This window comes from Rhodohalobacter sp. (genome assembly GCF_041686455.1).
Taxonomy (GTDB): domain Bacteria; phylum Bacteroidota; class Rhodothermia; order Balneolales; family Balneolaceae; genus Rhodohalobacter.
In genome coordinates this window covers 1-14,061 of the sequence record NZ_JAWLDW010000022.1, presented here as the reverse complement: position 1 = coordinate 14,061, position 14,061 = coordinate 1, and the positions used below count along the sequence as shown (strand labels likewise).

General features: G+C 47.2%; 9 protein-coding genes. All 9 read left to right on the top strand.

Annotation, left to right across the window (positions count from 1 at the left end; translation table 11 throughout):
- Positions 1 to 111: 111 nt before the first annotated feature.
- Positions 112 to 2,097, top strand: a complete 1,986-nt coding sequence (locus tag ACESM0_RS04695) for an alpha/beta fold hydrolase (RefSeq protein WP_372904139.1) — start codon at positions 112 to 114, stop codon at positions 2,095 to 2,097.
- 206 nt (positions 2,098 to 2,303) lie between these two features.
- Positions 2,304 to 3,320, top strand: coding sequence for a lyase (locus ACESM0_RS04690; RefSeq protein ID WP_372904137.1), 1,017 nt, complete (start codon positions 2,304 to 2,306; stop codon positions 3,318 to 3,320).
- Between the two features lie 91 nt (positions 3,321 to 3,411).
- Positions 3,412 to 4,002, top strand: a complete 591-nt coding sequence (locus tag ACESM0_RS04685) for a choice-of-anchor V domain-containing protein (protein WP_372904135.1) — start codon at positions 3,412 to 3,414, stop codon at positions 4,000 to 4,002.
- 108 nt (positions 4,003 to 4,110) lie between these two features.
- A complete protein-coding gene (locus ACESM0_RS04680) occupies positions 4,111 to 4,557 on the top strand; it encodes a hypothetical protein (protein WP_372904133.1) in 447 nt (148 codons plus the stop codon).
- 311 nt (positions 4,558 to 4,868) lie between these two features.
- The gene (locus ACESM0_RS04675) at positions 4,869 to 8,636 is read left to right on the top strand and encodes an efflux RND transporter permease subunit (RefSeq protein ID WP_372904131.1); all 3,768 of its coding nucleotides are present in this window, start codon (positions 4,869 to 4,871) and stop codon (positions 8,634 to 8,636) included.
- A 413-nt stretch (positions 8,637 to 9,049) separates the two neighbouring features.
- A complete protein-coding gene (locus tag ACESM0_RS04670) occupies positions 9,050 to 10,345 on the top strand; it encodes a TolC family protein (RefSeq protein WP_372904129.1) in 1,296 nt (431 codons plus the stop codon).
- A gap of 84 nt (positions 10,346 to 10,429) precedes the next feature.
- The gene (locus ACESM0_RS04665) at positions 10,430 to 12,247 is read left to right on the top strand and encodes an efflux RND transporter periplasmic adaptor subunit (protein ID WP_372904127.1); all 1,818 of its coding nucleotides are present in this window, start codon (positions 10,430 to 10,432) and stop codon (positions 12,245 to 12,247) included.
- 96 nt (positions 12,248 to 12,343) lie between these two features.
- The gene (locus tag ACESM0_RS04660) at positions 12,344 to 12,559 is read left to right on the top strand and encodes an SHOCT domain-containing protein (RefSeq protein ID WP_372904126.1); all 216 of its coding nucleotides are present in this window, start codon (positions 12,344 to 12,346) and stop codon (positions 12,557 to 12,559) included.
- Positions 12,560 to 12,604: 45 nt separating this feature from the next.
- Positions 12,605 to 14,061 (top strand): multicopper oxidase family protein (locus ACESM0_RS04655; RefSeq protein WP_372904124.1); only part of this gene is annotated, 1,457 nt, incomplete at its 3' end.

The following is a 14,061-nucleotide window of genomic DNA, read 5'->3' as shown; positions in this document are numbered from 1 at the left end:
TTTAGTCAGCTTTTTCTGGGAATCCTAGCGCTCATTATTGGTGTGAAATTCGCTAAATAATTCACAATTTCATTTATATTGAGTGTATCTGATAACTAAATCATCAAGGTTATGAACATGAAAAAAGTGACATTTCTTCTGCTGATTGCGGCTCTTTTTACCGCGCTCAGCTCTGTACAAATTTATGCACAAGGCCTCACTGCAGATGATATCGTAAAAATCGAATCCGTCGGCTCTGTTGCCATGAGCCCGAATGGTGACCATGTAGCTTATACATTAAGTGTCCCCCGAACTGAAGACGACGATGTGGGCCGGAATTTCTCCGAACTCTACATCATTCCGGCTGATGGCGGAGAAGCGATCAATGTGATCGAAAAGCCGAATGGAGCAGGCTCGCCAAACTGGGGACCTGACGGCAGACTCTACTTTACCTCTCAAATTTCTGATCATCACAATCAAACTCAGGTTTACTCTGTGAACCGATCCGGTGAAGACCTCCAAAAGCACACCGATGCCGAAAACGGAGTCTCTTCCTATCAATGGGCGCAGGATGGATCAGCAATTGCCTACACCTCCCTCGATCCCGTATCTGATGAACAAAAGGAGATGGATGAGAAAGGCTTTGACATGATTGTGGCCGGAGAAAACGTTCGATATATGGGACTTTGGGTGCAGCCTAGAGATGGAAATGCAACCCGAATTACACCTGATGACCTCTACGTTTACGATTTTTCCTGGGCTCCAAACGGAGAGCAGCTTGCCGTTCGAATCAGTGAAAAAACCGGTGCCGATGCCGATCAGATGTATACCCGGTACTCGGTAATCAATCGCGATGGTTCAGGGATGAGAGATTTGATGGATCAGCCGATGAAGAAAGGCGCCATGAGCTGGTCGCCCGATGGAACCAAACTGGCTGTACTTGCCGGCAAGGTTTATAGCGATCCGCTGCCACAGCGTCTCTGGGTTTTGAATACAGACGGCAGCGGCAACCGCGATCTGACCCCGGACGATTGGGAAATGACCATTGAGTGGGCCGGGTGGCAGGATAACCGAACTGTTCTCTTTACAGCTGTTCAGCGATCTGTCACCACGCTCAACTCCATGCGAACTGACCGTGAGGGTATTACCCGAATTTTGGGTGGCGGAGATGAGATTTTCAGAGGCATCAGCCTGAATGAACGAAAAACAGCATTTGCAGCATCCGTTAATACAAAACTTCATCCAAACGAAGTTTATGTAGTGAACAATCTGAGACGGGCAAACTTAGAACGGCTCACACACCACAACGAGTGGTTAAATGAAAAAGAGTTTGGGGAACAGACCTCCATCACCTGGGCAGGAGCTGATGATCTCGAAATTGAAGGAATCCTGGTTAAACCGGTCGACTATCGGGAAGGAACCCGCTACCCGATGATCATACTTCCTCACGGAGGACCGGAGGGAATCAGCCTGAACGGGTGGAATACCCGAGCTCTCTATCCTGCACAGGTTCTGGCCAATGAAGGTTATGTTGTGTTTGAACCGAACTATAGAGGGAGCGGTGGCCGCGGCACGGCTTTCGCATCTGCGAATCATCGCGATCTTGGCGGAAAAGAGTTTGAAGATGTTCTTCTCGGAACTGATTACCTGGATGAAATGGAGCTGATCGATCCGGAGCGAGTTGGAATGTCGGGAACTTCGTACGGCGGATACTTCTCGGCCTGGGCGGCTACACGATACAGCGACCGATTTGCCGCAACCATCACGTTTGCCGGTCTTTCAAACTGGATCTCATTTATGGGTACAACAGATATCCCGCATGAGATGAGTGTGGTACACTGGGATCTCTACTGGTTCAACAATCCCGGTCAAAACTGGGAGCGTTCGCCGGTTGCCTGGCTTAATCATGCCGATACACCCATACTGGTTGCACATGGCTTAGCCGATGATCGTGTTCATCCCGAGCAGTCCATTCAACTACACCAGTTTCTGGAGATGAAGGAGATACCAACAGGCCTGGTACTCTATCCACGTGAACCTCATGGACTGACCGAACGGGCTCATCAACTCGACTTTATGCAGCGGGTCATTGACTGGTTTGGGGAACGTGTGAAGTAGAACAGAAAGAGAAAATCACTTTATACATCCCGCTTTCCCAAAAAGAGCGGGATTTTTTTATGTAGATATCTGAACTATAAGTAAAAGGACAAGAGCGGATTATAGGATTTTTTTTACAATTACCGGACTGAAATAAATTGACATTCTACCTTCTATCAAGTAATTAACATTTGTCTTATTTCAATCGAATTAAACCTATCATACTTATGAAATCGACACTATCTTTGTTAGCCGTATTATTGTTTTTAGGATGTGCCAACCAGGAAGCCGAACAGGCTGAAACCAATGCACCTGACGAAGTAATTGTATCAGTTGAAGAGTGGGATGTACCGTTTGACGACACCCGCTCCCGTGATCCTTATGTAGCACCTGACGGGACCGTCTATTTTGCCGGACAAAGAGCTCACTATGTAGGACATTTTAACCCAGAAACGGAGGAGTTTCGTGAACTGCCTCTTGAAGATGGTGCCGGTCCCCATACCGTTACCGTTGCAGACGACGGAACCGTGTGGTATGCCGGAAACCGTGCCCAACACATCGGTAAAATGGATCCCGAAACCGGGGAAATTACAAAGTATATGATGGAAGACGACTACGCCCGCGACCCTCACACCTTCGCATTTGATAAGGATGGTAACATTTGGTTTACGGCTCAGGGCGGAAACGGAGTTGGCTACTTTAATGTGGAAACCGGAGAAGCAACCGTGATTCCCGTACCAACTGAACGAGCTCGACCGTATGGAATCCGTATGGCACCTGACCAAGAAACGCCATGGATTGCGCTCTTTGGAACCAACAAACTCGCAACCGTTGACCCTGAAAAGATGGAGCTCACGGAGATCGAACTTCCTCGCGAAGAAATTCGTCCCCGAAGATTGGATGTAACCTCCGATGGAAATGTTTGGTACGGAGACTATGCCACAGGCAAAATAGGAAAATACAATCCTTCCGACGGATCAATTCAGGAGTGGGACGTTCCGGACGGAGAAGACTCTCGACCCTATGCTGTCCTGAAAGATCATAAAGACAGAATTTGGCTGGGAATCAGCGGCCCAGATCCAAGTAAGCTGGTAGCATTCGACACAGAAAGTGAAGAGTTTGTCGCATCTCAGGTTATTGAGTCCGCTGAAGGTTCTATCCGCCACATGGATTTTGATGAACGAACCAATTCGATGTGGCTTGGAACCGATACCGGTTACATTGGAAGAATCGTTGTTAACTAATTGATTCGAAATCAAAAATACACACTCCAACCACCCTCAAGGTCTGGAGTGTGTTTTTTTATGTCATTTTTAAAACTCCTTTTGAGTCCCCATGAAAATCCTTCTGAAACTACTCGGCATCATCTCCATACCGTTTATAGTAGGCTTATCCATGCCCGAAACTGAAAGTCATGATAGCTTAACAAGTGCAATAGAAAACCCGGATCATCTTGATGGAGCTTTCACAGGCGGCTTTGGAGAAGAAACTTGCCGTTCCTGCCATTTCGACTATGATTTGAATATGGATGGCGGCAACCTGACTCTGGACGGAGCACCTGAATCTTATGAAGCCGGTAAAAATTATGAAATAACGATTACCCTTCAGGCAGAGCAGCTTGAAGTTGGAGGCTTTCAGATGACTGCCCGTTTTGAGGACGGCTCACAAGCCGGTGAATTTTCATGGGATGGAGATGACCTGATGTTTACGTCTTCCGTTTCGGATGAAGTAAAATATCTGCAACACTCTGCATCCGGTACTCAACCGACCAAAGATCGAGATATTCATTGGACATTTACCTGGACAGCACCTGAACAGGACGGTGATAAAGTTATACTCAATATCGCAGCAAATTCCGGAAATTATGATGACTCATCCTTCGGCGACTGGATTTATGCCAAAGAGCTTACCCTCCGGCCGAAATAAAATCATATTTCCATGCTCTAACTACTGTTGTTTTGCAATATATCAGAACAAATGTGTAATATTTTTGTTTCGCATGGAGTTCTGCTGCACAACCACTATTCTTAGCTTGTGAATATTTCTACAACAACATATCAGCGCTTCACAAATGCAACAGCACTACTTCTGCTGATCGCTTTTCTCATTCCGGCAGGCCTCCAGGCTAAGCAGCTCGTCGATTTTTGTATGATGAAAATGAGCCATCATGACGGTATGGAGATGGTTGATGATCACAGCTGCTGCTCGGAAAAAGAGACAACCCATCACGATCATAATGATGACAGCGCCCATTCGAATGAATGTGAATCTATGGGTATTTGTGCCTGTAACAACGGCCAGCTTCTATTGAAAAATACGGACCGGACCATCGTTACAAATGAGTTTTCCGTTATTCTCCCCAAAAAGACTTATTTAACACCGTTCATCACCTCCGATGAACCGATAGCGTTTAACAACGCCCACAATCTGAGCCAGTATAAACCTCCCCTTTGGCTCATGTACGACACCTTTTTGATGTAGCCTTTCTCTTTTTTTGGGAAGGAAATCTCCTCCCCTCTGGAGAGGGGACAGAGTTGAGTGAGCACGCAAAGCGTAGCTCGCGAAATTCAGGGGTGTGTTAAAGGAGTGTTGATTTTGGTAAAGAGTTAAATTTAAACTCCTCGCCCAACACAGACCCACCCCCGGCCCCTCCCTCCGGCGCAAAAGAACGCCGCAAGAAGGGGAGATCCCTTCCGAAATCCAACACCACCAAACCTAAACCCAACACAAAACCACTTTAAAGAGTCCTCCCTCTCTATGCTTGGAAAGGGAAACAGAAGGTGAGTCCAAACATGACAAACAAACTCATACGCTTTTTTCTCGAAAACAAACTCATTGCGCTGTTGCTGTTTCTTGCTTTGGCGGGATGGGGTATTTCCACTGCACCGTTCGATTGGGATATTGATTTTCTCCCGCGAGATCCCGTTCCGGTGGATGCCATCCCCGATATCGGTGACAATCAACAGATTGTCTTTACCGAGTGGCCGGGGAGATCCCCTCAGGATATCGAGGATCAGATCACCTATCCGCTAACCACCCAACTATTGGGACTACCCGGAGTTCGGACCGTTCGCAGTAACTCCATGTTCGGCTTTTCCTCCATCAACGTGATTTTTGAAGATGACATTGAGTTTTACTGGAGCCGCTCAAGAATTTTAGAAAAATTGAATGCACTTCCAGGCGGTACGCTGCCGGAGGGTGTTCAACCCGCACTCGGTCCGGACGCCACTGCTTTAGGGCAGATTTTCTGGTACACGCTTGAAGGATACGATAGCGATGGAAATCCAACCGGCGGATGGGACCCGCAGGAGCTGCGATCCATTCAGGATTTTCAGGTTCGATACGCGCTCTCCTCAGTTGATGGCGTAGCTGAAGTAGCAAGCATCGGCGGATTTGTGAAGGAGTACCAGGTGGATATCGACCCGGTAGCCATGCGGGAATCGGGAGTAAATGTGAACCAGATTGCCGACGCTGTTCGAAAAAGCAACCTGGATGTAGGTGCCCGAACCATTGAAATGAATCGTGCGGAGTATCTCGTTCGCGGGCTTGGCTACATTGAAAGTATTGAAGATCTCGAAGAGAGCGTTGTTTCCGTTACAGATAATACCCCCATCCGAATCAAGGATGTTGCCCGGGTGAATATGGGGCCTGCTCAGCGCCGCGGAGCACTCGACAAAGCGGGGGCAGAAGCTGTGGGCGGTGTGGTTGTTGCCAGGCATGGCGAAAATCCTCTTGAAGTGATTAATAATGTAAAAGAAGAGATCGAAAACATTGCAACGGGTCTGCCAACTAAAGAACTGGCTGACGGTACAACGTCCCAGGTAAAAATTGTCCCTTTTTACGACAGAACCGGCCTCATCTATGAAACCCTCGGAACACTCGAAGAGGCACTCACCCTTCAAATATTAATCACCATTATTGTCATAATTGTGATGGTGATGCACCTCCGAACTTCATTGGTTATTTCAGCACTGCTGCCACTGGCTGTACTGATGAGTTTTATTATGATGAAATATGTGGGTGTGGATGCCAATGTGGTAGCGCTGGCCGGAATTGCAATTTCGATAGGTACCGTTGTGGATATGGGAATTATCCTAACCGAGAATATGCTCAGGCATATGGATGAAAAAAACCCGGACGAGAAGCTACTCGAAACCATCTACCGGGCTACGGCAGAAGTAAGTCCTGCTGTTATCACAGCCTTATTAACCACTATTGTCAGTTTCCTTCCGGTTTTTATGCTCCAAGCCCAGGAAGGGCGCCTGTTTGGGCCGCTTGCATGGACCAAGACCTTCATTCTCATTGCGGCACTCATTATCGTACTCACGCTAATACCCGTTTTCGCCCATTGGCTCTTTTCTCAAACGATCAAAAGCAGAAAGTGGAAGCTTATCTGGAATTCGTTGCTGATTTTCGCCGGTCTCATAGTTGGGATTTTTTATCTCGGATGGGCAGGTATTACACTGATGGCGCTTGGAGTCAATAATCTTATCGGCCTCTACCGGGAAGATTATCAGCCGTGGGCACCCTGGGTGAATAACGGGATCATCCTGCTTGGAGTGGCCTGGCTTCTTGCCGGAAACTGGCTTCCACTGGGAGCGCAAAATCCAATTTCACTCAGCCTTCTGTTTATTCTTTTAACCGTCGGGGTGATTTTTGGACTCTTCTGGCTTTTCATGAAATATTATGAACAAATTCTGGATTGGGCACTCCGCCATAAGGCACTTTTCCTTTCATTACCGATTTTGATTCTCGTTATAGGTTTTGTTAGCTGGCGCGGATTCGATACTTCATTCAAATATGCTGCAAATGGATTCAGCGCCATCGGGATCGAAATTGAAGAAACAAGTTTTTGGTCGGCCATGAATGATCGGTTCCCCGGACTGGGACAAGAGTTTATGCCAACACTCGATGAGGGCTCCTTCCTGCTGATGCCAACGACCATGCCCCATGCCGGAATGGAAGAATCTCTTCAGATGATGCAAGAGATGGATATGAGAATTGCATCTATTCCTGAAGTTGAATCCGTGGTTGGCAAAATAGGGCGGGCTGAATCAGCGCTCGACCCGGCTCCGATCTCCATGTTTGAAACAGTTATTCAGTACAAAAGTGAATACAAAACCGATGAACGTGGACGCCGGATTCGATTCCAAACAGAGGATGGAGAGTATGTGCGGGATGAGAACAATGAATTAATCCCCGATCGAAACGGACAATACTATCGTCAGTGGCGGGATCAGATTCAAAGTGAAGATGATATCTGGACAGAAATTCTGCACGCATCAGATATTCCCGGAGTTACCTCTGCGCCCAAACTTCAACCCATTGAAACCCGGCTGATCATGCTTCAAACCGGAATGCGGGCAAACATGGGAATTCGGATCAGTGGTTCAGACCTTAACGTTATTGACGAGTTTGCCACCTCGCTTGAACCCGTCATACGGGAGGTTGATGGAGTTCGTCCCACATCTGTATTTGCCGACCGGGTAGTGGGAAAACCCTACATCGAAATTGATATTGACCGCCGGGAAATTGCCCGTCACGGATTAACGGTTCAGGATGTACAGCAGATCATCAGTACAGCCATTGGCGGACAAATGCTGGGCATGACGGTGGAAGGGCGTGAACGTTATCCACTGCGGGTTCGATATGCACGGGAGTACCGAAATTCTCCGGAAATGATGGAGCGAATTTTGGTCCCAACCCCCGATGGAAGCCAAATTCCGCTGGGACAGCTCACAGAAATTCGTTTCGAGACCGGTCCGATGAACATTAAAAGTGAAAACACGTTTTTAAGTGCATACGTCACGTTTGATCGTCAGCCGGATCAATCACCGATCGATGTAGTTAACCGTGTTCGTGACCAATTGGATGGGCAGATCGATGAAGGTTCACTTAGCGTGCCGGATGGAATCAGCTACACATTTGAAGGTGAGTTTAGAAATCAACAACGGGCAACCGACCGATTATCTGTTGTACTCCCAATTACCCTTCTGATAATTTTTCTGATCATCTACTTCCAGTTCAGGTCATCACCCGTTACGCTCATCGTATTCTCAGGAATTGTACTGGTTTGGGCAGGCGGCTTTATCCTGCTCTGGCTCTATGGACAAGATTGGTTCTTCAACTTTTCGCTATTCGGCATTGAGCTACGTGACTTTTTCCAGATGGGCGCCATTAACATGAGTGTGGCGGTGTGGGTTGGATTTCTGGCACTGTTTGGCATCGCTGTGGATAACGGCGTGGTAATGGCCACCTATCTTGAACAGCTTTTTGAGAAGAAAAAACCTCAGGGCAGGGAGGGAATTTATGCAACCGCAATCGAGGCCGGTTTCCGGAGAGTTCGACCCTGTTTGATGACTACCGGAACCACACTGCTGGCACTACTGCCCATTATCACATCCCCCGGAAAAGGGTCAGAGATTATGATTCCTATGGCAATACCCATCTTCGGCGGAATGTTGATTCAGGTACTGAGTCTGCTGCTTGTTCCGCTGATCTATGCCATGTGGAAGGAATTTGAGTTGAGAAATATGAATGTAACAGAGGAGAAAATATGAGTTGTGAGAATCGAGTCTTGAGTAATGAGAAATCTCCCCTCGAGGGGAGTACCGCAGCGCAGCGCAGGCGAGGGGTGTTCGTCAGGACCCACCCCTTTACCCCCTCCCTATCACGCCAAAAGCAGCGTGACACGGAAGGGAAACTCGAAAATCCCCTCTTGCCTGTCCCGAGTAATTCGGGGAGAGGGGAAGAGTGCAGTGACAACAGCGTAGCTGGTCGGCACAGGCGAGGGGTGTGTTCCTCGGGGCATATAGCTAGAAATTGGCTCTATGTCCGATTTCACACTCATCAAATACACCCCTGTCAGTTTCGCTCTGCGCTCAACTGCCTGTCCCCTCTCAAGCCACACTTGGTCCCGATATTTTCGGGGAGGGGAGTTTACGTTGCCATCGCTTTATTGGTTGTTGTTTTTATGGCATCTTTTACAAACGCATTGCATGCGCAGGGTTTTGAGTCATCCCAAAATCAGGAAAACACCCCTCTAAATCTCCCCTTATTAGGGGAGACTTCTTACCCACAACTCGAAGAGTACCTCCGGATCGCCATTGAGCAAAATCCTGAGTTACAATCTCTTCAGTTTTTATATGAAGCCGAGAGAGAAAAAGCCCAAGAGTTTGGAGTGCTGCCGGACCCGGAATTGAACATTAATTACGATTTCAACCCGATGATGTCTGAATCTCAGCTGGGCCGATTTTCTGTTTCTGCAATGCAGATGTTTCCGTGGTTTGGAACACTCGGTTCAAAAAAAGAGGCTCAGAAATTCTTGGCAGAAGCTAGACGGACAATGATTAACAGCCGTCAGCTTGAAATTCTACGGGACATTCAGATCACTTGGTTTGATATCGCTGAAGTTGAAGAGCAGATTAGAATTGCCGATGAGACATTCAAACTAGTCGGTGATTTGGAGCAACTGGTGGAAATCAGATATGAAACAGCACGAACCGGTCAGGCAGATATACTGCGGATTCAGATGGAAAAGCAACGAATCCAAAACCGGATAGAAAATCTTGAAGACAAACTGCGGCCACTTCGGGCAAGGTTTAATGAACTCTTAAACCGGGAAACCGGTGAAGAGGTCGTTTCGGCCGAACCGCAACAGCAAGCAGAATTACCATACTCAGCTGAGGAGATTGCGGAATTGGCTAAAAATCAAAATCCAGTGTTTGAAACTCTGAGTTTTCAGGAATCTGCACTTCAACAACAGGAACGTACGGCAGAGCTTAGCGGACGTCCCGCCTTTGGAATCGGACTTGAAGTGATGGGAAGAGATTTTGGCCCAATGTCGATGTTTCCGGATTCGAAGGAGAGTTTTATCGGGATGGCTACCATTCGGCTGCCGATCTACCGATCCCGAACCAAATCCCAAAAACAGCAGATTTCGAGCAGGCTTCAAGCTGTAGAGATGGAGCGGGTTCAGGCCAAAAACCGAATATCATCCGATCTGGAATCGGCCCAGGAAACGTTAAGGTCATCCAACCGATCCATTGAACTATTAGATAATGAACTGATCCCGAGAGCGCGGCAGGTACTCGATATTCTGAGTGAAGAGTACACCGCAGGAAATGCCCGGTTTGATGAACTTCTGCAAATACAGCGGGAACTGCTCGACCTGGAGTTTGAGCGGGTTGAAGCCGTCGTCAATCAGAACAAAGCAATAGCAAGAGTTGAACGATTGATCGGGGGCCTGGGGAATGAGTTACCAGATTGAGGAAAATCATCATCAGGCGTTCCCCTCCTTAAATAGAAGGGGAAGTGTTACACAACATTTTATCACAGTTAAAACAACAACAAAATGAACATCACAAAAACCCAATACCTCACATACGCATCTATCCTGATAACGGGAATCATCCTCGGATGGCTCTTTTTTGGCGGATCGAGCACTGTTCAGAATAACCCTGAAGATCACGAGCATGAACAGGTTACGAACGAGTCAGGCGAAGAGGTCTGGACTTGCTCCATGCATCCTTCAGTTCGTGAAGATGAACCCGGATCCTGCCCGATTTGTGGAATGGACCTGATTCCCGCCTCCTCCGAAGAAAGTGAGGATGACTACAGCATGGTGATGACAGAAGCCTCCATGCAGCTTGCAGACATCCAGACAACACCCGCAGTGCGTGAACGGGCCGTTCGGGAAATTCATCTGCCCGGACGTGTTGAAATTGACGAAAGGCGAATCAGTTATGTCACCGCTCACTTTGAGGGACGGGTACGGGACGTCAAAATTGACTTCACCGGTGCTCCCATCCGAAAAGGTGAAGTGATGGCAACCATCTACTCTCCTGATCTGGTCAGTGCACAGCGCGAGCTGCTTCAGGCTGTTCAGGTACAAGATCGAAATCCACAACTTTATGAGGCTGCCGTGCGAAAGTTCAGGCTTTGGGAGTTCTCTGATGAACAGATTCAAGCGATCATCGATCGGGGTGAAGTTCAAACCAATATGGAGATTCTCTCTCCGGTAGACGGATTTGTGATGAAGAGAAATGTAGTGGATGAACAACATGTGATGGAAGGGACCGTCATTTACGAAGTGGCTAATCTCGACCAGCTATGGGTTACGCTGGATGCATACGAAGAGGACCTTCCCTGGATTACGGAGGGAAATGAAGTCACTTTCCAGACCCGATCCAATCCCGGGCAGGACTACAGGGCTACCATCGATTTTATTGATCCGACATTTAATCCCCAAAAACGAACCATCCGCCTCAGAGCCAATGTGGAGAATGGAGATCACTCCCTTCGACCCGACATGCTTGTAAGTGGAACCGTTCAGGCTGAAGTAAGTGAAGAGAAAATTCTCGTGCCGACTTCTGCCGTTCTGTGGACAGGACCAAGATCTCTCGTTTATGTAAAAGATCCATCTGCCGAAACTCCACGTTTTGAAGTCCGCGAAGTGGAATTGGGAGTCCGTGCCGGCGACTACTACGTCATTGAAGAGGGCCTCAATGAAGGTGAAGAAGTTGTATTCAATGGGAATTTTCGCATCGACAGTGAGTTTCAGCTGGCCGACAAATTCAGCATGATGAACCGTGAACCGGGTAGCGGAGCTGTTCCAACAGGGCATCAGCATGGTGACACAGATATGGACGAAAGTGAAATGGAGGAAGAAGATCACAGCGAACACCAGTCGGAAACAAGTGCCGAAGAGGAAGGAAATGAAGTTGATGAAGCATTTCGTGAGGAGTTTACCCAAATGCTGGAGATCTACCTCACCCTAAAAGATGAGCTGATAGAGTCTGACCTGGAAAGTGCCGTAAATTCGGCCGCTAATTTGATTGCTCAATTGGAAGAGATCGGAGAACACCGCCTGGAAGGTGATTCTCATGTAGCCTGGATGGAAAGCTATTCCGCTATTATGGATCATGCCGAAAGTATGAGCAATACCGATGACATTGAGGAGTACCGCGAAGCTTTCAGCCTTCTGTCTGATCAACTCATCGAGGACGTAAAAACATTTGGTATCGAGGGAGTGGTTTATCACCAATACTGCCCGATGGCGTTTGATAATGAAGGAGCTGATTGGCTGAGCAGAAATGAACAGATCCAAAACCCCTATCTGCCGGAGAATATGTTAACCTGCGGAGAAGTGATTGACAGGATTGAGTCATAGTCTTGAGTTCACAGAAATGATAAATAAAAACAGGTATAAAATAGAGAAGGATAATCCTTCTTTACTTTAAACAGTAAACCTAAAATTTAAAGTATTATGCATGATTTTCATTTTTTTGGAGGCGGCTGGATGATGTTTATCTGGTGGTTTCTCATAATCGTACTCGTAATTGTTGTTGTTAGAGCTTTGCTTAACACAAATCAAAAAGAGTCCAATAACGACACCCCTCTTGAAATTCTGAAGCGTAGATATGCTAATGGAGAGATCGACAAAGAGGAGTTTGAGAAAAGGAAGAAGGATTTACTGAAATAAGTACTCCAACCTTAAATATTATTTACTTGATCCCGGAGGGATAAAATGAGAAGAAAAAAGTTTCTAAAAATAGCAGGCATTGGAACCGGAGTTTTAGCTTTTTCTCCATGGCTAACTTCATGTATCACTGATAACAGAGTCAGGTCTGGTACGTTCAGTAATAAACTCCCCCTTCCCAACGAAATAAGGGAAACTGCATTTGAACTTACAGCTTCACACGCCGATGTAAAACTGACTGAAGAACTTCATCTCTCCGGACTTCAATTCAACGAAAGCATCCCCGGGCCAACCATACGGCAAAATCGAGGTGATGATCTGAATATTCGGTTTAAAAATGAAATTGGGCAGGACAGTATTATCCACTGGCACGGACTAATTGTACCACCGGAAATGGACGGGCACCCCAGGGATGTAATTTCGAGCGGAACATACGAGTATCAATTCGGGCTCAATCAGCGGGCAGGTACATATTGGTACCATCCCCATCCACACCATATTACAGGCGAGCAGGTTTACAAGGGATTATCCGGTTTTTTTATCATCGAAGATGATGAGGAAAAAGCTTTGAACCTGCCGGATGGACAATACGAAATCCCACTCGTTATTCAGGATCGAAGAGTCAATGACTCCGGGGAAATCGTTTTTAATCCCTCCATGCCCGAACAGATGATGACCGGTCTGCTGGGCGACTTAATTCTGGTGAATGGAATGCCTTCACCGTATCAGGAAGTGGAAGCTGGGGTTTATCGATTGAGGATTTTAAACGGTTCCAATGCGCGCATTTATAATATTTCATTTCAAGATGAGGTGCCCTTTACCGTGATTGGAACAGACGGCGGGTTGCTGCCAGAACCGATTGAAACTTCCGAACTTTTAATGGCACCCGGTGAACGAGCAGACATCCTTGTAGATTTTTCTAAAGCTGACAGCAGCAGTATCCAACTCATCAGCAAACCTTTTGAAGTCCCTTCCGGCGGTGGAATGATGGGAATGCAAAATATGATGGGCAGTGATGGCCCCGAACAAGGAGCCGGCTTTTCACTGATGGAATTTAGGATTGAAGGGGAATCTCAGCGAAACTCGATTGCTCTTCCGGATCAGCTCTCAGAGGCAAACTTTCCCGAAGCTACCAGTGCCGATCAAACTCGTCCCATCCAATTAGACATGCAAATGATGGCAGGTCATACTATTAACGGCCGCCAGTTTGAAATGGAACGCGTGGATGAACGTGTAAAACAGGGCGATACCGAAATCTGGGAGTTTATTAACAACTCGAATGTACCTCACCCCATGCATGTGCATGCAGTTCAGTTCAAAGTCCTTGAACGCAGCGGAAACCGGGGCTTAATACCTACCGAAACCGGCTGGAAAGATACCGTACTGGTAATGCCGGGTGAAACAGTACGCGTAATTATGAAATTCGACGCACCAAAAGGACTTTATGTATTTCACTGTCACAACCTGGAGCATGAAGACAATGGGATGATGGCTAATCTGGAGAT